This is a genomic window from Pseudodesulfovibrio profundus, assembly GCF_900217235.1.
Classification (GTDB): Bacteria; Desulfobacterota; Desulfovibrionia; order Desulfovibrionales; family Desulfovibrionaceae; genus Pseudodesulfovibrio; species Pseudodesulfovibrio profundus.
Map to the genome: position 1 here is coordinate 2,753,907 of NZ_LT907975.1, position 20,288 is coordinate 2,774,194.

The window sequence follows — 20,288 nt, forward strand, 5'->3', positions numbered from 1 at the left end:
AGAGAAAGATGAAAAGCATGAAGCAACCAGTGTCTATTGTTCTGTGTTTCGTATTGTGTCTGCTGGCGTTCCCAGCGTGGGCCGCTGATGAAGAAGAACCCTGGGCATTTGGCAAGGTCAGTGGTCAGTTGCGGTACTATTATTTTACGCAACGTGATGATGTGGACGGGCAGGCGAGCGAAGATGTCAAGGAATCCTTGGCCCTTGGCGGATACCTCAAATACGAGACTCCCTGGATCCAGGATGTCTTCAACAGTGGCGTTGCCATGTATACCTCCCAGCCGTTCCCCGAGACATTCAACCAGACCGACAGAGCCGGAACCAATCTGCTCACCAGTCAGAATACCGGAATCACTGTGCTGGGCGAAGCCTATGCAAAAATGAACATTCAGGGCGTGGTCTCCAGTCTGTATCGTCAGAAGATCGAGACTCCGTTGATCAACTCCAATGACAGCCGGATGATCCCGCAGACCTACGAAGCGTATATTCTCGAATACGACGAGGACGACCTGCGGTTGATTGGTGGCTGGATCGACAAGATAAAGCTTCGTGATACCAAGCGGTTTCGATACATGAGCGAAGTGACGGGTGCTCTGGATTCGTCCCAGCGCGGCATGTGGATGATCGGTGGGGAATGGGCGCCCGATTCCTTTGAATCCAAGGTGTATTACTATGCAGTTCCCGATTACATTCAAACTTCCTTTTTTCACCTTGGCGCAACGCATCCATTGGCCGAGGACCTCTCCTGGCACTGGCAGTTGATCGGCCTTGATCAGCGGAGTCTGGGTAGTGAAGATGCCGGCGATTTCAATGTAGCGGAGGGTGGCGCATTGGCTGGTCTGACCGTCAGTGGATTCACCATGGATGTCGGCGGTACCATTGTGGATGACACCACGGATGTTACCGAATGGGCTTCATACCCGTTTTTCAATGAAATGATGGGCTACTCCAATAATCGGGCCGGTGAAAAGGCGTTGTATCTCGGCGCATCCTATGATTTCAAATGGGTTCAGCACGAACGTGAAAGCATCCTTTGCCACAACGCCTGACGAAGGGCGCACCGCTTCCCCTGACAGAAACGAGTATGATCTGAACATGAGTTATGCTTTTGATGGCGACCTCAAAGGGTTTTCCATACTCAACCGTTGGTCCTATCAGGAAAGCAAAGGCGAACGCGACGGAGTGCAGGTTCGCTTACGCTTGCAGTATGACTTCCAACTGCTGTAGAAAGAGCAGCCAAAGAGGAAGGGAAGTATAAAGCACTTTTTCCCCGACTCCTTTTCTTTTATGATCTGAATACTGGTATGCTTCAAACTGTACAGGGATGACAAATGGCAGATGAAATAACAGAAGAAGTCACTGAAGAGCAGGTCGTGATCGCCCCGGAAACCATGACCGCAGCCAAAAAACTGATGGGCAAACGGTTCCAGTTCGTCACGGACCCGGATGCAACCCTCATACGCTTGGCCCGTTTGGGTGTCCGATATATAGCAAGGGACATGACCAAGTGCCCGGAGCGATATGAGCAGACGCCTGAAACCGAAGAGCCGCCACAAGTCGAGCCGCTGGACCCGTTGGATATCCTTCGCAAGGAACATCAGTTGCCCTCACTGCCGCAGGTCTTTCTCGACCTGCAGCGGGCCATCAACGGTAAATCCACATCAGCCGACAATCTGGCAGCCATCATCAGTCAGGACCCGAGCCTGACGGCGTTTCTTTTGCGCATGGTCAACTCCGCCTTTTACAGTCTGCCACAGCCTGTTGATACGATCTCGCGAGCCGTGACGGTCATTGGCGTCAATCAGCTTTCCACGCTGGCCGTGGGTACGTCGGTCATGTCGCTGTTCAAGGATGTGCCTGCCGAAGTACTCGATATGGAGCAGTTCTGGAAACACTCCATCACCTGTGGCCTGGTTGCCAGACGGCTGTGTCGTACGCTGGGCAAAGGCGAACCCGAGCGCGCTTTCGTCGCCGGACTGCTGCACGATATCGGGCTGCTGATTCTGCTGAAGGCAGAGCCGGAACGGGCTGCCGGCGTCATGAAGCACGCCAAGGCCAAGGATGTGCTGCTGTGGAAAGAGGAAAAGGAACTGCTCGGTTTCGATCACGCCACCCTTGGCGGCATGTTGCTGCGCAAATGGAACTTCCCCTTCGTACTTGTTTCAGCTGTCCTTGAGCACCACCAGCCCAAACGTGAACAGAAAGAGCCGGAAGCGGCGTTGGTTCATTGCGCGGAAACCATTGCCACGGCATTGGGGATTGGTTCGAGTGGCGAGTTTTTCGTCCAGCCGCCCAACCCGGAAGTCTGGGCTTCCATGAACCTGTCGCCCGATCGCATGGAAGAGATGATCGAGGACCTGGACGAAGAGCTGGAAGAAGCGTTTACCATCCTCCTTGACCAGTAGTTGCATTGACATGGCCGGCGCAAAGCCGTACTTCTCGCACCAATATATTCATGTGGAGGCAAGTATGCTCGAACAGGTAGAAAAGGTGCTGGAAAAAGTACGTCCCATGTTGCAGTCCGATGGCGGCGATGTGGAACTCGTGAATGTGACTGATACCGGCGTAGTTCAGGTCCGGCTGACCGGCGCCTGTAAAGGGTGTCCCATGTCACAAATGACTCTCAAGAACGGTATTGAGCGGATCGTGCTCAAGGAAGTCCCTTCGGTGAAGCGCGTCGAAGCCGTGGACTAGCCCTTGAGGCATGTGACCATCATGGTCTTGCCTTTGCCCGTTTGAAATTTATTGAATTGAATACTGGGTACCATGATGGTGCCACGCTTTCGGTCGCTACGAGCATATGCTCAAGGGCCGAGACAGGAGATACATACGATGACGAAAATTGTTTCCCGGTTCGCGCCAAGTCCAACCGGCTATCTGCATATCGGCGGTGCCCGTACCGCTCTGTTTTCATGGCTTCTGGCCCGGTCCTCGGGCGGCAAGTTCCTGCTGCGTATCGAAGATACAGACAGGGAGCGCTCTACACAGGAAGCAACGGATGCCATTATCGATTCCATGCAGTGGCTGGGCCTGGAGCATGACGGCGAGATCGTCTTTCAGTCCACCCGGGCGGACCGTCACAATGAAGTTATCGATCAGTTGATTGAAAACGGCCACGCCTACTACTGCCAGTGCTCCAAGGAAGAAGTGGATGCCATGCGCGAGAAGGCGATGAAAGAGGGCCGCAAGCCGAAATACGATGGTAGCTGTCGTGCCAAGGGCCTGACCGAAGGCGTTGTGCGCCTCAAGGCTCCTGAAGAAGGACACACCGGCTTCGTTGATATGGTCAAGGGCCCCATCAACGTGGAAAACGTCGAGATGGACGATATGATCCTGCGTCGAAGCGATGGATCGCCGACCTACAACCTCGCCGTTGTGGTAGATGATCACGACATGGGGATCAACACGGTGCTGCGTGGCGATGACCACGTCAACAATACCCCTCGTCAGATCCTGATTTACCGGGCAATGGGCTGGGATGTACCGCAGTTCGGTCATGTTCCCATGATCCTTGGACCGGACAAGAAGAAACTTTCCAAGCGTCATGGCGCACTTTCGGTCATGGAATACGAGAAAATGGGCTACCTGCCTGAAGCGGTGTGCAACTATCTCGCCCGCCTCGGTTGGTCCCATGGCGATCAGGAACTCTTCACCATGGATGAAATGATCGAGTTGTTCTCCACCGACAATCTCGGCAAGTCGCCGTCTGTCTTTGACCTGACTAAATTCGAGTGGGTCAATGGACAGTACATGCAGAAAGCCGATCCTGAGTACCTGGCCGGGTTGCTGTGTGAATTCCTGGATCGTGAGGGAGCCGAGCCTGTCGATAAGGCGTTGTTCGCTCAGATTGCGCCGTTGTTGCAGCCCAGAGCCAAGTCCATCGTGGATATGCTGGAGCAGTCCCGTCCGTTTATCGTCAAGTCCGATTTCCTTCCCTACGACGAAAAGGCCGTGAAGAAATTCCTCACCGAGGAATCCAAGCCGCTGTTGGAAGAGATTGCCGAGCGCATCGAAGCCATGGACGAGTACACGGAGAAGGCGCTGGAAGATGTCCACCGGCAGTTCCTTGAAGACAAGGATATCAAGTTCAAAGTCATTGCCCAGCCCATTCGGGTCGCCATTGTTGGCAAGACCCAGTCTCCCGGTCTGTTCGAGACCATGATGGTTCTTGGCAAGGAAGAAACGCTGGCACGCATGAAGCGGGCTGTTGAACTGTAATTCCTTTTTCCTATATCAATGCACGAAGCCCCTGTCGGATGATCCGGCAGGGGCTTCTTTTGGGAGAGGATGAATGTTGCGCGTCTATCGAAAATTATTTCAGGTCGTTCTTCATGCTCTTGAAGGTCTGTTCGTCAATCTCACCGTTGGCATACCGTCTTTTGAGAATGGCCTCGGGGCTGGGTGTGTCGGTGGGCGTGGCAGGTTTTTTCAACATGCGCACGACGAAATAGATGATGAGGCCGATAATGAGCAATTGGAAGATGGAGCCCATGTGAAACGGCATGAATCCGCCACCCCATCCATGCCCGGCGCCCTGAAAGAATCCTGGGCCGCTACACCAACTATTGAAGCTCGATAAAAATTCCATCTGTCCTCCTTGCTTTTGCTTAAAGGAGAGCAGTATGTGTGCCAAACTTTATCAGCTTAAATATCAATTGGTTGTCGATTTATAGCATTTAGCGCGATGTGCACTTGTGCATCATATTGCATGCTCTTGTGTGTCATAGTTGCACATGAGGGTGATTGGTGTGGCTACAGCGGAAGCTCAATGATGAAGGTTGCCCCATTGCCCGGTTCCGACTCCACCCAGATGGTCCCATTGTAGTGCTTGACGATCTCTCGGGAGATGGCAAGCCCGAGTCCGGCTCCGTGCGGCTTGCTGTCAGAAGGCCCTGTGTTGCCAGCCTGATGAAAGACATCAAAGATACGATCCTGCTCCAACGTGTCGATGCCAGGCCCTGTGTCTTTCACCTCAAAGCGAAGCATGCCTGCCTCTGTGACGTAAGTGGAAAACGTAACACTGCCTCTGGCTGTGAACTTGGCTGCATTGGTCAGGAGATTGAGTAGCACCTGGGTCATACGGTCGGCATCGACGACGATGTCAGGCAAGTTGCTGCTGGTATTCGTGACCAGATCAATGGTCGGGTGTTCTTCGAACTGCCCCTTCACTGCATTGGTCGCATTTCGGGCCAGGGTGGCCGCATTGATCGGTTCATCCCGCCATTCAGTGTAGCCCATTTCAATCTTGTTGAGGTCAAGGACATCGTTGATGAGCCGGGTCAATCGGTTGCCTTCATGAATGAGGATGTTCAGGTTCTCGACTATCTGCGCACCCTTGGTCAGAAGCTTTGGGTTTCCTTTTGCAAGCGGCCAGAAATTGTTGGCGAAATTCTTGAGAATGAGTTTGGAGAACCCGAGGAGGGAGGTCAACGGGGTGCGAAGCTCATGCGATACCGATGAGACAAGCGCAGACTTGGTCCTGTCCAGTTCGCGTAGCTGCTGATTGACTTTTTCCGTGTCTTCCTTGGCCTTGGTGAGAGTCTCTTCCATCTCCTTTCGGTAGGTAATGTCCCGAATGAGCCAGACCGCCCCCTGGTACTGCGATGTCTTGCCAATGGGAGAAATGCGAGCTTCAAACCATCGGTGTCCGCTCAGGACATTCATGTCGTATTCAATGGTCTGGACAGTGCCGGTGCGCATGCATGTTTCATTGACCAGAAAGAAACGGTCCGCAGTCTTGGTGTCCATGACATCGTGGAGCCGTTTACCTCTGAGATTTTCTATGTCCTCATACAGTACGTTGTGTTCAGGAGCGTGAATTTCCTGATATGTCCCATCCTTGTCCAGTATGAGGACCAGATCGGGCATGGCTTCGATCAGCGCGGTCTGTTTTTGTTCCTTGATGCTGATATCGGCATACGCCTGGGTGAGTTCGTCAATGTTGCGGTTGATGGCTTGCTGCATGGCGGAGAAACCATTGGCGAGGCTGCCAATTTCATCAATGCGTTGTACCGGAAATTCCACATCATAATCACCGCGTCGAACACTGTCGGTTGCCTCTTTCAGATGATTGATGGGATTCGTCAGGTGGCGGCGTGAGTACCCGATGATAAAGAGGGAAGTGAGGGTGATGCATGCCAGGGAACCTAAAATGAACATGGCCGCAATGCGCCCTTTGCGAGCCTGCGACTCAGTGGTGCTGGACTTGATGTAGACGATGAAAAACGGCTTTGCCCCTTCGTAGGCGACCAGTGGAGTGATGGAGGCAATGGTCGTGGTACTAGGGCGAAATATAATCAGGGATTCCGTGTTGAGATTCGACTTCAACTCTGACTCGATATTCGGCAGGTCAAAAAGGGATTTGCCGACGTTCTCCTGATGGAGGGAGTAATAGATCCGCCCATCGGTTCCAATGACCATCCCATCAAGAAAAGTCTCACCAACCAGCTTGTTCATGACCTTGAGGTCTGCCACGGATTCATAGCGAAGCAATTGGTGGTTCATCAGTTCGCCGGGCATTTTGATGGTCTCTTCAAGAAACGCGTCGACCTGACTGGAAAAGCGATCGATATAAAAGAGACCAAGGGGTGCCAGTACTGCAATCTCGACGAGGACTACCACGACACTGAACTTGAGGATCAGGCTTTTTTTGAGCAGACTAATCATGTGGTACCTGCGAACTTCGTGGTGGGGAGATTGACAGGCATGTGTCCTTGGCGAGCTGTTGGAGTAACGTTTTGTATGTGTCCGGGGAGTCGATAAAGCGTGCCATCATGTCCAGACCCTGACGAGCTATGCAGGGGCGAGTGGAGAGATCGTAATTGGAGGCCCAGTTGGGAGTGGATCGTATGGTTTTGAGAATTCGCTGCTGCATTGGTGGATAAAAATCCAAAGTCACGGCAGAGCTGGGAGAAAATGCGCCGGATCCTCGGCTCATTGCCATTTGCGGCTCGGGCTTGGAAAGGTAGGCAAGTATCTTGTTGACTTCACTGTGTCGGCCGTGACGGGGGACGAGTACCACATCCATGGACCCCAAAGCCGTCAGCGGGAGCGATTTGTTGATGATGGGAAAGCGGAAAAAGTCATAATCCTCTTCCTGTTTCCAGTGAAGCTGATTTTCGAAAAGTCCGATGATCCACGTACCCATGAGGGTCATGCCCGCCTGTCCCGAGTGGACAAGCTTGGCCGCCTCGGCCCAGTCGAGGAGGTTGGGCATTTGATTGAAGTAGCCTGAATCCAGCAGCCCTTTCCACATTGCAAACGCCTCGATGACACGAGGATCATCGTATGGTTTATCGCCTTTCATGAGCTTGTCGCGGAAAGCCGGGCCGGCTGTGCGTAGTAACAGGTAATCGAACCAGAACTGGGCAGGCCACTTGTCCCTGGAACCCAGGGCAATGGGGGTCACCCCAGCCTGTTTCAGTGTTTCACAGGCTATGAGGAAGGATTTCCAATCGGTGGGTGGTTTGAGTGCGTGTTGCTCAAAGAGCTTTTTGTTGTAGAAAAAGGCTGCATAGTGCTGCGTCAGGGGTAACGCGTATTTATGCCCATGGTAAGTGCAGGCTTTCTGAACAGTCGGGGAGAAAATACTATCCAGTCCAGCCTCCAACCACACTTGATCGATGGGGGTGAGGTAATTGAGGTTGACCAGTGTTTCGGTTCGTGCTCCGGCCCAATATGAGAACATGTCCGGAGGGTGTCCGCTGTCGAGCATCACATTGATGCCGACCTTGAATGACTCGTGTTCAAAACCGGTTGCCCTGACCGGGGCCTTGTCGTGGAGCTTGTTGTAGGCTTGCATCATTTCATTGATGCCGCCGCTCAAGTCATCTGTCCAATAATGAAGAAATATCAGATCGTTAGCATGATCAGCAGAGGCTGTAGAAGGGACGATGGCATGCGCGGCAACCAAACACAGCAGGGTGCCGAAAAGGGATGTGATATATTGAATCCCAAATCTTCTTGAACAAGATATGACGACCGCATAAGATATCATCGCAGACAGTCTGCCATAAACAGCTATGAAAATGAATTAGATATTGGCGAACTACAGGAATAGCTGCTGGCTGATCAGAAGACGCAAAAAAGCTGCCGCCGATATGAACGGCGGCAGCAGTGCTCAGAGAGCGAAATGTTGCGCGAGCCTAAGCTTCTGCTTTCTGGCGAGCGACGGGCTTGGTGATAGCGCCGCTACGGATGCAACGAGTGCAAGCCTTGATGCTGACAACCTGACCGGATTCGAGCTGATGACGAACTTTCTGCAGGTTGGGCATGAAACGGCGTTTGGTCTTGATGTGGGAGTGAGAGACGTTGTTGCCGGTCTGGGGACCCTTTCCACATATATCGCAAACCTGGGACATGGAGACCTCCTAGTATATTCTAAACGAATTGTTTACTTTTTTAAAATTTTCGCCGGATGGGGTTGCTAGCTCCCCCAGGCAGCGGGAGTGATTCATTACCGAGCCTTTTCGCAAATGGCAAGTGTTTTTTTCTTGACAACAGAAAAACTTCCCATATAGGGAACTCCGGTTGCCCACAACCGGGCGGAGAATATTATGCCGAATTTATGGATAGCGATCAGCGACATTTCCGCCGAAGGGCGGACCTTTACTTTTGACGACCAGACATTGTGGCGTGACGGGTGGAAAGAGTTTTCCATCGACGTGCGTCCTAAAGATGACTTGGTCGCCGAATACACCGTTTTACCGCAAGGCGAAAACGCTGCCCTGGTGCGTGGCACCCTGAAGGGGAGCGTGCTTCTGCCGTGTGATCGTTGCACCTCCGATTTTGAATTGTCTGTCGATGCACAGTTCGATACATACGAGCAGTTGCCTGACGAAGACTACGACGAAGAACCGCGAGTACGCGAGGAAAGCGGGCAATTGCAGCTCGATATCGGTGCCATCCTCTGGGAAGAATTCGCTCTGACTCTCCCGGTAAAACCCTTGTGCGGCGATGCCTGCAAGGGAATGTGCGCCAAGTGCGGCCAGGACCTGAACAAGGGTGATTGCACTTGTGAGCAGGATGAGGGCGACGAAAGGCTTGCGGTTTTCCGCAATTTAAAGATAAAGTAACGCCCTTCGGTTGGACGGCTTCCTTGTGAACCGTTTCCGAAGCGTAACAGAAATAGAGAATATTAAAGAGGTATACATCATGGCAGTCCCCAAGAAAAAGACATCCCGGTCCCGTAAAGGCATGCGCCGCTCCCACGATCGCGTGGCAGTTCCCAATGTTGTTTACTGCGAATGCGGTGAGCCCAATCTTTCTCATCGCGCTTGCGCCGTGTGCGGTTCCTACAAGGGCCGTCAGGTAGTTAGCAGCGAAGATGCCTAACACCGAGGAGACAGTGGCGCCACGCATTGCCGTTGACGCCATGGGGGGAGATTATGGCCCCCGAATCGTCGTGCCCGGTGCGGTGGAAGCCGCTCGCGAGGGAGTTGCTGTTGTCCTTGTCGGTGACGAGGCGCAGATCAATGACGAGCTTGTCAAGCTCGATACCAATGGGCTGGACATAACAGTTGTCCCGGCTTCGCAGGTTGTCGAGATGAATGACAAGCCCGCTGACGCGTTGCGTCGAAAGCGTGATTCTTCCATCCAGGTGGCTTGCCGTCTGGTCAAGGCGGGTGATGCTGATGGCGTGGTCTCTGCTGGTAATTCCGGCGCGACCGTTGCCTGCGGCATGTTCGTGCTGGGAAGGATCAAGGGTGTTTTGCGCCCTGCGCTGGCTGGAATCATGCCCACCGAGAAGAACCCCGTTGTTCTGATCGATGTCGGGGCCAATGTGGACTCCAAGCCGCAGCATCTCTTCCAGTTCGGTCTCATGGCCGACGTGCTTGCCCGTTTCGTTCTCGGCACTAAGGATCCTTCCGTAGGTATCCTTTCCATTGGCGAGGAAGAAGGAAAGGGCAACGCTGCTGTACGCGAAGCGTTTGACCTGCTGCGTGAATCGAACCTTCGATTCATCGGCAACGTTGAAGGACGCGACATATTCACCGGTGATGTTGATGTGGTTGTTTGTGACGGCTTCGTGGGCAATGTTGCCCTGAAGTTGTCTGAAGGGCTGGCCAAGTCCATGAGCCGCATCCTCAAGCTTCAGTTGCGTTCGAGCTGGCTGTCAAAGCTCGGCACATTGCTTTCCATTCGTGCGTTCCGCAAATTCAAGAAAGTTGTGGATTACGCCGAGTATGGCGGTGCTCCGCTTCTTGGTCTCAAGGGAACGGTTATTGTCGCTCATGGTAAATCCAATGAGCTGGCTGTTTCCAATTGTATCAAGATGGCTGCTACATCCGTGCGCAATAAAACCCATGAGCATTTGTCCAAGGGGCTTGCAGAGCATCAGGCTCTGTCAGGCACACAGGGCAAGACTGCTGCCTGAGCGACTTCGCCCGGAAGCATGTGCTGATGGCAAGTGCCGCTAAGCCAATGATTAAAAAATAACCCCGCGAAATCAGATTGATTCGCGGGGTTTTTATCTTACATAATATTGAGTGTTTACGTTGTTAAACGGCTGTTTGCGTAATTTTTCGTAGTACTTGACCGTTTACAATCAATCACTTACATGAGCGACCATGAAAACAAACTTCATCATACGCGGCCTTGGCATGTATGCGCCCGAGCGTGTCGTGACCAACGTCGATCTTGAAAAGATAGTAGATACGTCCGATGAGTGGATCACCACTCGGACGGGTATCAGGCAACGGCACGTTGTTGCCGAGGATGAGGCTGCTTCCGACATGGCTTACGAGGCCGCCAAAAAGGCCCTTGCCAATGCTGGAATGGAAGCCGATGAGCTGACACACATCGTGTGCGGTACGTTCACCCCTGATGCCATCATTCCCTCAACTGCCTGCCGTGTTCAGGAAAAACTGGGCATCACCGGCCAGATGTGCATTGATGTACAGGCTGCCTGCTCCGGTTTCCTTTATGCAATGCAGACCGCCCGAGGCTATCTGGCCCTTGAGCCGGAAAGCAAGGTGCTGGTCGTCACCTCCGAAGTCATTTCCCGTCGTTTGAACTGGGAAGACCGGACAACCTGTGTCCTGTTCGGCGATGCCGCAGGCGCAGCCATCATCACCACCGGCGAAGCGGATGAAACGCCCCGAATCGTGGATGTCATCCTGGCTGCCGATGGTTCGCTTGGCGATCTGCTCACCGTCAACGGCGGTGGCTCTGCCCATTCCTACAAGAAGGGCGAGACTGTAGGCGACGAGTACTTTGTCCAGATGCAGGGTCGCGACATCTTCAAGCATGCCGTGCGCAACATGGTCGGTATCTCCGAAAAGCTGCTCGCCAAGCATGGCATCGACAAAAACGATGTGGATGTACTCATCCCGCATCAGGCCAATCTGCGCATCATCGATGCCGTCGGTCGCAAGTTTGACATCCCCGAAGAAAAAGTCTTCAGCAACATTGATCGCTACGGTAACACATCCGCAGCCTCGGTTCCGGTTGCTCTGACGGAAGCGGTAGAAACCGGATTCGTCAAGAAAGGCGACCTGGTACTCATGCCGACCTTTGGTGGCGGCTTCACCTGGGGCGCGGGTCTGATACAGTTTTAGATATTCAAACACCCGTTTCGCTATACTTTCGTAACAGAAGTATGATAGACGACTGCTCTCTTTGCACCCGGAAATTTGCAGTCGCAGATCAATTAGTATATTGGGGTGCTGTTCAAGAGAAAATCTCGAGGTAGTATATATATGAGTGATCTTCCGAAAGTCGCACTGGTCACGGGTGGGTCCCGTGGCATTGGTCGTGTAGTCGCTGAACGCCTGGCTGCAGACGGCTTTGCCGTTTACCTGACGTATGTTTCCCGCCCTGAAGAAGCGGAGAAAGTCGTTGGTGCAATCGAGGCAAAAGGTGGACAGGCCAAGGCCTTCCAACTGGACTCCGGTGATCGGGAAGCTATCGCTGCCTTCTTCAAGGATGAGATCAAGGGCAAAGTATCGCTTGAGGTACTGGTCAACAACGCGGGTATTACCCGCGACGGCCTCATGATGCGCATGAAGGACGAGGATTGGGACAAGGTTATCGAAATCAACCTGACCGGTTGTTTCGCTTTTCTCAAGGAATCCTCCAAGATCATGGGTAAACAGCGCCGTGGTCGCATCGTAAATATTACCAGCATTGTTGGACAGATGGGCAACGCTGGCCAAGCCAACTACTGCGCGGCAAAGGCGGGTCTCATTGGCCTGACCAAGTCCGCTGCACGCGAGCTTGCCGGACGTGGAATTACGGTTAACGCCGTGGCTCCTGGCTTCATCGAAACCGACATGACCGCCGAACTCCCTGAGAAGGTCGTGGAGTCGATGCTGGCGCAAATTCCGTTAAAGTCCCTCGGGCAGTCCGAGGATATCGCAGCCGCAGTCGCATTCCTGGCCGGTCCCGGTGCAGGATACATCACCGGTCAGGTGTTGGGCGTCAATGGCGGCATGTACATGTAATTGAAAAATAAACCAATTTGATACTGGAGGAAGTTATGTCCGATGTCGCAGCAAAAGTAAAAGATATCATCGTTGAGCAGCTTGGTGTTTCCGAAGACGAAGTCGTTAACTCCGCAGCTTTCGTTGAAGATCTGGGCGCTGATTCTCTGGACCTGACCGAACTGATCATGGCCATGGAAGAAGAATTCGACCTGGAAATCGACGACGAAGTAGCTCAGAAGATCGTCAAGGTCGAAGATGCCATTTCCCACATCGAAAAGGCCATCTAATTAAACGGTCTTTGAATGGGTAATAATGTGAGCGTCTTGTACACTTATTGTGTCAGGCGCTCCTTTTTCATTTTTTACGAGCCAACGGAATAACAATATGAATAGGGTTGTTGTCACCAGCGTCGCTGCTATCACACCCATCGGTAATGATGTAGAGACAAGCTGGGAAAATCTTCTGGCCGGTAAGTCCGGTATCAGCAAGATCACAAGATTCGATGCATCCGAACATGCAACCAAAATCGCCGGGGAAGTGAAGGATTTCGATCCGACCATCTACATTCCCAAAAAGGAAGCCCGGCGCATGGAAATCTTCACCCAGTATGCGGTGGGTTGTACTAAGATGCTGTTTGAAAAGGCTGGATGGACCATTCCCGAAGAGGAAAGCCATCGCGCAGGCACCGTCATCGGCGTCGGCCTTGGAGGCCTGCAGGCCATTGAAGATACGCACCAGAAGATGTTGGATAAAGGACCGGGACGTATTTCCCCGTTCTTCATTCCGATTCTCATTGCCAACATGGCGGCCGGTCAGGTTTCCATCGAGGCAGGAGCGCAGGGTCCGAACATCTGCACCACCACTGCCTGTGCGTCCGGTACCCACGCCATTGGCGCTGCGTACACGGATATCGTCATGGGCCGCGCAGATGTCATGATCTGCGGTGGCGCCGAGTCGACCATCACCAAGCTCGGCATCGCCGGGTTCAACGCCATGCGTGCGTTGAGCACCCGCAACGACGAGCCGGAACTTGCTTCCCGTCCATTCGATATGGATCGCAGCGGGTTCATCATGGGTGAAGGCGCCGGTCTGTTGCTGCTGGAATCCCTGGAGCACGCCAAGGCCCGTGGAGCCAATATCCTGGCCGAAGTGGTCGGATCCGGTGCATCCGGTGACGCTCACCACATGACCGCTCCGCCGGAAGACGGAACAGGCATGGCTCTGGCCATGCAGGCTGCCATTCGTGAGGCAAAGGTTGATCCTTCCGAGATCGATCACATCAACGCCCACGGCACCTCCACCAAACTCAACGATATGTGTGAGACCCGTGCCATCAAGAAAGTATTCGGCGATCACGCTTACAATATCAATATCTGCGCCAACAAGTCTCAGGTCGGGCATCTGCTCGGCGCTGCCGGCGGCGTGGAAGCGGTCTTCGCTGTCAAGACCATTGCCGAGGGAGTCATTCCTGGCACCATCAACCGCGAAACACCCGATCCGGATTGTGATCTGGATGTCTGCGCGGACGGACCTCGCGAAAAGCAGGTCAAATACGCACTGTCGAACTCATTTGGGTTCGGCGGGACGAACGGCTGTTTGCTGTTCAAGCGATTCGACGGATAATCAAAGGGAGGCTTCGCGGCCTCCCTTTTCTTTTGGTGCAATGAAACGTTGCCTTTCATGATATGAGATTGATGCGGCGCGGCTTGTGTCGTGATCCATGTCTTTCACAGTTTATTTCGTCCAACCGATACCGGTGTCGCTTTTCACCTTGCTAACGGCACCGTTGAAACGTAAGAGAACAGGCAACAATCAGCAGGCTCGAACGAGGCTGTTGTGTCGATATAAGGACGGATCTCCATCCCACGCGGAAAGGAAGGGAGCGTCAGCCGGGGAGGGGGAATAAGCCCGAACCGAGGAGCGAGCGCGATCGGACCTTTCGGGCCGTGCATTTGGGATGGGAAGCCATTCGTATCCACACTCAACACGAGGTAACGTACCATGGAAGAACTGCTTCTTCAGGACCCGGCAGTAGCCCAAACCGTCATTTCCGAAGCGGACCGTCAGGTCTCCAAGCTGGAATTGATCGCCAGTGAAAATTTTGTCTCCACCGCCGTTCGGCAGGCACAGGGGTCCATCATGACCCACAAATATGCCGAAGGCTACCCCGGCAAACGGTGGTATGGCGGCTGCGAATTCGTGGATCAGGTCGAAGATCTGGCTCGTGAACGTGCCAAGGAGCTGTTCGGCGCTTCATACGTGAACGTCCAGCCCCACTCCGGTTCCCAGGCCAACATGGCCGTCTACTTTGCCGCCTGCAAGCCCGGTGATACCGTTCTCGGCATGGACCTGTCCCATGGCGGGCACCTGACCCACGGTTCCCCGGTCAACTTCTCCGGCAAGCTGTTCAACATGGTTCACTACGGTGTTTCCAAGGAAACCCAGACCATCGACTACGATGAAGTCGAGGCGCTGGCCAAGAAGCACAAGCCCACGCTGATCATCGCCGGTGCTTCCGCTTACCCCCGTGTTATCGATTTCGCCCGCTTCCGCGCCATTGCCGATGAAGTCGGCGCCAAGCTGCTGGTCGACATGGCTCACATTGCCGGTCTGATCGCTGCCGGCGAGCATCCGACCTGCATCGAGCACGCCCACTACACCACGACCACCACCCACAAGACCCTGCGCGGTCCTCGCGGCGGCATGATTCTCTCCAATGAAGATCTCGAGCAGGAGCTGAACTCCAATATCTTCCCCGGTATCCAGGGCGGTCCGCTGATGCACGTCATCGCAGCCAAGGCTGTGGCCTTTGGTGAAGCGCTTTCCCCGGGCTTTGTCGAGTACCAGCAGCAGGTCGTCAAGAATGCCAAGCAACTGGCCGCCTCCCTGCAGGAAGCCGGTCACAAGCTGGTTTCCGGCGGTACCGACAACCACATGATGCTCATGGATCTTTCTGATCTGGACTACACCGGTAAAGACGCCCAGATTGCTCTGGACAAGGCCGGTATCACCGCCAACAAGAACACGATTCCTTTCGAGACCAAGTCTCCTTTCCAGACCTCCGGCGTCCGTCTCGGCACTCCCGCCCTGACCACCCGCGGCATGATCGAGGAAGACATGATCGTTGTTGCAGAAGCTATCACTGCTGCACTGAACAACATCAACGACGACAAAATCCTTGAGGAAATCAGCAAGGAAGTTGAGGAATTCGCCTCTGAATTCCCGCTCTACGCCTGGTAAATCATTACCAAATATGATGAAAGTAAGCCCACGACTCTCGGAGTCGTGGGCTTTTTCTTTTCTTGTCGTCTGGTGAATTTGCGTACAGTCAGTGGGGGCAAATCTGGACAGTCCTGAAGGCTAGAGAAACTCTTCCATCCCGCATCCGGCGCACTGGGTGCAGCCTTTGGCAGAGCATCCGGCAGAAGTTTTGGCTTCCTTGGCTCGCTGCCATTCCTTGTACAAATGCTCACGGCGAACTCCAATATCAATGACTTCCCACGGGAATACTTCATCAGCCCCGCGCTCTCTATCCAGAACCTGCGACGGGTCGCCATCCCACCGCTTCAGGGCTTTTTTCCAGCCGCCATGCTCGGCAGCCAGCATGATGAAATCCGCCAGTTCCTCGCCACCTCGGGCAAGCAGCCCCTGTAATCGGGCTTGAAATGGGTTGTCGTGGTGCAGGGTGACGCCCTTGAACGGCTTGACCATCTGACGGAGCATTTTCATGCGTGCATTCAGCTTCTCTTCGCTCATCATCGGCGCCCACTGAAAGGGCGTAAACGGCTTGGGTACCAGCGAACTGATACCAATGGTGATGCGCATGAACTGCTTTTTCCGACCACCGGGCTCTTCGGAGCGGATGCGCACGACTTCTTCGAGAAATGCACGCAACTCCTCGTAATCCTCTTCGGTTTCGTCAGGCCAGCCTACAATGAGATAGACCTTCAGATGATTGACGCCGTACCGAGCGCAGAGTCTGACGGCATTGAGGAAGTCCTGTGGGTCGAGCTTCTTGGCCATCATGTTGCGCAGTCGGTTGCTGGCTCCTTCGAGTGCGAGGGTGATGGTGCGGATGCCACGCTCGCGAAGGTAGACGAGCAAATCTTCAGTGATGCCGTCGGCGCGTAATGAGGAGAGGGAAAATTTCTTTTTCTGTCCGTGTATCCATTTGATGAACGGAAGCAGTTCGGGCCAGTCGGTGAGGGCGGTTCCCACAAGCCCGATCTTGGGCGGATCGGTCAGTTCAACGATTCGCTTGAGCTCGTCGATATCAGCATGCCGGGGTGGGCGGTAAATGAAACCGGCAGCGCAGAAACGGCAGCCATAGGGACAGCCCCGATTGACTTCAAGAAGCAGGGTGTCTCGAAACGTGGCGTGGCCGGAGATGAAACAGGAAAAAGCGGGATCGTTCAGAGTCCCCATGGGGCCGGATACCAGTCGCTTGACCGGTGTTTTGGACCGACCAGGGATGTACACGCCGGGATGATCCTTGACGGCTTCCAGAATGGTATCCCTGTCCTGTCCGTCGAATATCAGTTCTTTGAGCTTGTGGTGAAAGGCGAGAAATTCGCCTTCGGCCTCACCGACCCAGAAGATATCCACAAACGGGGCAATGGGAGCCGGATTGAGAAATGCAATGGGGCCACCAAGGATGACCAGAGGGAGGCGCGAGCGTTCCGCCGCTAACGGCGGAACGCCCGCAGCCTGAAGCGTCCGAGGCAGGGTGAGGAAGTCCTCCTCGAACGTGACGCTCCAGGCGGTTACAGGGAATGAGGATAGTGGGCTATTTGATTCGCGCGTTTTCGGATCACCGCCATCGGTCAGTCCCAGCTTGTCCGGGAAGACACGTTCAACGGCCAGGCCGGGATCCTCGGAAAGCGTCCGATACACAGACTGCCATCCAAGGGTCGAAAGGGCGTTCTTTTCACCGCCGGGTACAGCTATCGCTACGGGCAGCCGTCCACCGAGGGCGGGAGCTTCAGGCTCCCTGACGCCATAATACAGGGCTCGTTTGCCGATGAGGGTATCCTCTCGCGCATTGGTCGTCGCGTGGTCCGCAGGCGCGACGTATCGGGATTGCAGGCGCATCAATAGTGCGCACTCCGCTCCTCGGTTCGCCACGGTCGCAATGAAACCGTCGTGAACGACCTGATTAATACTCAGTTTCTACAAGTCAAAGAAGGATCGAGTTCTAGTCGACATTCTTGCGAATGAAGGCAGGAACATCGAAGTTCTCTTCGGCATCGTCGAAGATGAACTCCTCCTCACCTGGGGCGGCACCACCAACGGCACGTTTTGCCATGGGCTGCTTGGGCAGCTCGGTGGTATCCAGGTCGCCACCTGCTTTACGCAGGTATGCCGGGATATTGCGGTCAGTGTTGATGACGCGCTGATGACCCGGGCGCTTGTTGGCTCTCGGTTCCGGAGTGCTGTTGACACCGCGGGGTCCGAGGAGCAGCAGCTTCTGCTGTTCGGCTTTGGACAAAGCGGGTTCCGGTTCTTCGGCAGCGGTTTCGATACCGGTGGCGATGACGGTGATACGCATCTCGTCGCCTGCATCCGGATCAAAGACGGTTCCGAAGAATATCTCCGCGTCGTCGTGAGCTTCCTTGTAAATAATGTCAGCGGCTTCGGAGACCTCGTCGATGAGCATGTCCGGGCCACAGGTGATGTTGATGAGCACGCCTTTGGCTCCCTCGATGGAAACATCTTCCAGCAGCGGGGAGGTGATGGCCTTCATGGCGGCTTCTTTGGCGCGGCTCTCGCCGGAAGCGATGCCGGTGCCCATCAATGCCATGCCGGATGAGTGCATGGCGGCCTTGACGTCGGCGAAGTCAAGGTTGATCAGGCCGTGCACGGTGATCAGGTCAGCGATACCCTTGACCGCGTAGTAGAGCACCTCATCAGCCTTTTTCAGCATGTCGGCAAAGGATGCCTTCTTGGCTGCGAGCTGGAGCAGGCGATCGTTGGGGATGGTGATGATGGAATCCACCACATCAGCCAGTTCACGAGTGCCTTCTTCTGCCTGCTGCAAACGGCGTTTGCCTTCGAAGTAGAAGGGCTTGGTCACGACGCCGACGGTCAGTGCACCCAGTTCGCGGGCGACTTCGGCGACTACGGGAGCAGAGCCGGTACCGGTTCCGCCGCCCATGCCCGCGGTGATGAAAACCATGTCGGAGCCTTCAAGGGCTTCGCGAATCTGATCCACGGATTCCATGGCGGCAGAGCGACCGATTTCCGGGTTGGCACCTGCGCCGAGTCCCTTGGTCAGTTTTTCACCGATCTGAATCTTGTGTTCGGCCAGCGACTTGTTGATGTCCTGGTGGTCGGTGTTTGCCACGATGAATTTCACGCCCTTGAGCGCGGACTGGATCATGTTGTTGACCGCATTACCGCCACCGCCGCCGCATCCGACGACCTTGATCTTGGCATTGCTTTCATGTTCAATTTCAAAGTATTCCATTACTGTGTCCTCCTAAAACGTTCCCTGTTTAACGTTTGTTTCCTCGTAGTCCTCAATCCTCTATGCAATGTCGGTAAACCACTTCTTCATGCGCGACAGGATGCGGTCGAAACCGGAATCGTCGCGAATCTTGAAGGGGCGTACCCGCTGCAAGCCTTCCTCTTCTGCTCCGTGGAGCAGCAGACCCACAGCCGTGGCATACGCCGGTGACCGGACTTCCTCTGTCAGGCCGCCGATGCCTTCACCCGGCACGCCGATACGAACCGGCAGATCAAATATCTGCTCGGCCAGCTCCTGCATGCCGTCAATCATGGTGGTGCCGCCGGTAAGGACGACGCCCGCCGCGATCATGTTCTTGAAACCGGACTTGATAAGCTCCTGGTCCACCAGTGCGAGAATTTCCTCGCAGCGTGGCTCGCAGATTTCCGCGAGAACCCGTTTGCTCATCCTGCGCGATTCACGGCCGCCGACACTGGGCACTTCGATGATTTCATCGGAGGTGACGAGGTCGGCCATGGCGCAGCCGTAGTCCATCTTGATTTTTTCCGCAGACATCATGGGCGTCCGCAATCCGTAGGCGATATCGTTGGTCAGGTTGTGCCCGCCCAGCGCCAGCACGGATGTGTGCTTGATGGAATCCTTGGAGAAAATGGCGATATCCGTGGTGCCGCCGCCGATATCCACCAGTGCAACACCGATTTCCCGCTCCTCGGCGGAAAGGACGGCCTGACTGGAGGCGAGGGACTCAAGCACGATGTTGGAAACATCCAGCCCGGAGCGGTTGCACGAGCGGATGATGTTCTGGGCCGAAGTGACCGCACCGGTGACGATGTGGACCTTCACTTCCAGACGAACACCGGCCATGCCCAGCGGATCGGCAATGCCGCGCTGGTCGTCCACGATAAATTCCTGTGGCAGGGTGTGCAGCACTTCGCGATCCATGGGGATGGCGATCGCCTTGGCCGCCTCAATGACACGGTCCACGTCGCGCTGGGTGACTTCGCCGCCCTTGACCGCGATAACGCCGTGGGAGTTGAATCCCTGGATGTGGCTTCCGGCGATACCCGCGTAGACGGAGCGGATGTCGCAACCAGCCATCAGCTCGGCATCTTCGAGAGATTTCTTGATGCACTGTACGGTCTTTTCAATGTTGACCACGACGCCGCGACGGAGTCCTGTGGACGGTGAGGTGCCGATGCCGATGATGTCGACGCCGTTCTCACTGGCTTCGCCCACCACGGTACATATCTTTGTCGTACCCACGTCCAGGCCGACGATAAGATCATTTCTGGCCATAATAACTCCTCTGTTGTTCCCTGTAATATTTCCGGCCGGTGAATCGGTTTGGTCTATGTGATGGGCTTCCCCTCACATATGTGAACCCGTTCTGCCTGCCT

At 54.5% G+C, this 20,288-nt stretch carries 20 protein-coding genes; 13 read left to right on the forward strand and 7 right to left on the reverse strand.

What is annotated here, in order from left to right; all coding sequences use genetic code 11:
* Positions 1-8: 8 nt before the first annotated feature.
* From DPRO_RS12980 to gltX, 5 genes are all read left to right on the forward strand, one after another.
* Complete coding sequence (locus DPRO_RS12980) at positions 9-1,049, forward strand: OprD family outer membrane porin (protein ID WP_157917479.1); 1,041 nt, start codon at positions 9-11, stop codon at positions 1,047-1,049.
* Entirely contained in the window at positions 1,021-1,227 is a 207-nt protein-coding gene (locus DPRO_RS12985) for a hypothetical protein (RefSeq protein ID WP_097012438.1), read from the forward strand. Before DPRO_RS12980 ends, DPRO_RS12985 begins: the two co-directional genes overlap by 29 nt.
* Positions 1,228-1,331: 104 nt before the next feature.
* Complete coding sequence (locus DPRO_RS12990; protein ID WP_097012439.1) at positions 1,332-2,405, forward strand: HDOD domain-containing protein; 1,074 nt, start codon at positions 1,332-1,334, stop codon at positions 2,403-2,405.
* A 64-nt stretch (positions 2,406-2,469) separates the two neighbouring features.
* Positions 2,470-2,694, forward strand: coding sequence for a NifU family protein (locus DPRO_RS12995; RefSeq protein WP_173806791.1), 225 nt, complete (start codon positions 2,470-2,472; stop codon positions 2,692-2,694).
* Positions 2,695-2,832: 138 nt separating this feature from the next.
* On the forward strand, positions 2,833-4,218 hold the full coding sequence (gene gltX, locus DPRO_RS13000; RefSeq protein WP_097012440.1) for a glutamate--tRNA ligase: 1,386 nt from the start codon (positions 2,833-2,835) through the stop codon (positions 4,216-4,218).
* Positions 4,219-4,312: 94 nt separating this feature from the next.
* On the opposite strand, the gene DPRO_RS13005 is transcribed toward gltX, so the two are convergent.
* From DPRO_RS13005 to rpmB, 4 genes are all read right to left on the reverse strand, one after another.
* Positions 4,313-4,588 carry an SHOCT domain-containing protein gene (locus DPRO_RS13005; protein ID WP_097012441.1) on the reverse strand — a complete coding sequence of 92 codons (276 nt, stop codon included), beginning with the start codon at positions 4,586-4,588 and terminating at the stop codon, positions 4,313-4,315.
* 164 nt (positions 4,589-4,752) lie between these two features.
* Positions 4,753-6,666 (reverse strand): ATP-binding protein, encoded by a 1,914-nt coding sequence (locus DPRO_RS13010; RefSeq protein ID WP_097012442.1) that lies wholly within the window; start codon positions 6,664-6,666, stop codon positions 4,753-4,755.
* A complete protein-coding gene (locus DPRO_RS13015) occupies positions 6,659-7,825 on the reverse strand; it encodes an ABC transporter substrate-binding protein (protein WP_157917480.1) in 1,167 nt (388 codons plus the stop codon). Before DPRO_RS13015 ends, DPRO_RS13010 begins: the two co-directional genes overlap by 8 nt.
* A 319-nt stretch (positions 7,826-8,144) precedes the next feature.
* The gene (rpmB, locus tag DPRO_RS13020) at positions 8,145-8,360 is read right to left on the reverse strand and encodes a 50S ribosomal protein L28 (RefSeq protein ID WP_097012444.1); all 216 of its coding nucleotides are present in this window, start codon (positions 8,358-8,360) and stop codon (positions 8,145-8,147) included.
* 195 nt (positions 8,361-8,555) lie between these two features.
* Here rpmB and DPRO_RS13025 point away from each other — a divergent pair, with 195 nt between their 5' ends.
* From DPRO_RS13025 to glyA, 8 genes are all read left to right on the forward strand, one after another.
* Positions 8,556-9,074, forward strand: coding sequence for a YceD family protein (locus DPRO_RS13025; protein WP_097012445.1), 519 nt, complete (start codon positions 8,556-8,558; stop codon positions 9,072-9,074).
* Between the two features lie 79 nt (positions 9,075-9,153).
* The gene (gene rpmF, locus DPRO_RS13030; RefSeq protein WP_097012446.1) at positions 9,154-9,333 is read left to right on the forward strand and encodes a 50S ribosomal protein L32; all 180 of its coding nucleotides are present in this window, start codon (positions 9,154-9,156) and stop codon (positions 9,331-9,333) included.
* Complete coding sequence (gene plsX / locus DPRO_RS13035) at positions 9,326-10,375, forward strand: phosphate acyltransferase PlsX (RefSeq protein ID WP_097012447.1); 1,050 nt, start codon at positions 9,326-9,328, stop codon at positions 10,373-10,375. Before rpmF ends, plsX begins: the two co-directional genes overlap by 8 nt.
* 193 nt (positions 10,376-10,568) lie before the next feature.
* Positions 10,569-11,558 (forward strand): beta-ketoacyl-ACP synthase III, encoded by a 990-nt coding sequence (locus tag DPRO_RS13040; protein WP_097012448.1) that lies wholly within the window; start codon positions 10,569-10,571, stop codon positions 11,556-11,558.
* 141 nt (positions 11,559-11,699) lie between these two features.
* Positions 11,700-12,443: a 3-oxoacyl-[acyl-carrier-protein] reductase gene (gene fabG / locus DPRO_RS13045; RefSeq protein ID WP_097012449.1), complete on the forward strand. Its 744-nt coding sequence runs from the start codon at positions 11,700-11,702 to the stop codon at positions 12,441-12,443.
* Between the two features lie 35 nt (positions 12,444-12,478).
* The gene (locus DPRO_RS13050; protein WP_097012450.1) at positions 12,479-12,712 is read left to right on the forward strand and encodes an acyl carrier protein; all 234 of its coding nucleotides are present in this window, start codon (positions 12,479-12,481) and stop codon (positions 12,710-12,712) included.
* Positions 12,713-12,809: 97 nt separating this feature from the next.
* Positions 12,810-14,048 carry a beta-ketoacyl-ACP synthase II gene (fabF, locus tag DPRO_RS13055; RefSeq protein ID WP_097012451.1) on the forward strand — a complete coding sequence of 413 codons (1,239 nt, stop codon included), beginning with the start codon at positions 12,810-12,812 and terminating at the stop codon, positions 14,046-14,048.
* 378 nt (positions 14,049-14,426) lie between these two features.
* On the forward strand, positions 14,427-15,665 hold the full coding sequence (gene glyA, locus DPRO_RS13060) for a serine hydroxymethyltransferase (RefSeq protein ID WP_097012452.1): 1,239 nt from the start codon (positions 14,427-14,429) through the stop codon (positions 15,663-15,665).
* 120 nt (positions 15,666-15,785) lie between these two features.
* On the opposite strand, the gene DPRO_RS13065 is transcribed toward glyA, so the two are convergent.
* The 3 genes from DPRO_RS13065 to ftsA all read right to left on the reverse strand — a co-directional run bounded on the left by DPRO_RS13065 (position 15,786) and on the right by ftsA (position 20,187).
* The gene (locus tag DPRO_RS13065; RefSeq protein ID WP_232005583.1) at positions 15,786-17,549 is read right to left on the reverse strand and encodes a radical SAM protein; all 1,764 of its coding nucleotides are present in this window, start codon (positions 17,547-17,549) and stop codon (positions 15,786-15,788) included.
* A 70-nt stretch (positions 17,550-17,619) separates the two neighbouring features.
* On the reverse strand, positions 17,620-18,891 hold the full coding sequence (gene ftsZ, locus DPRO_RS13070) for a cell division protein FtsZ (protein ID WP_097012453.1): 1,272 nt from the start codon (positions 18,889-18,891) through the stop codon (positions 17,620-17,622).
* A 60-nt stretch (positions 18,892-18,951) separates the two neighbouring features.
* Positions 18,952-20,187, reverse strand: a complete 1,236-nt coding sequence (gene ftsA, locus DPRO_RS13075) for a cell division protein FtsA (protein WP_097012454.1) — start codon at positions 20,185-20,187, stop codon at positions 18,952-18,954.
* Positions 20,188-20,288: the final 101 nt, after the last annotated feature.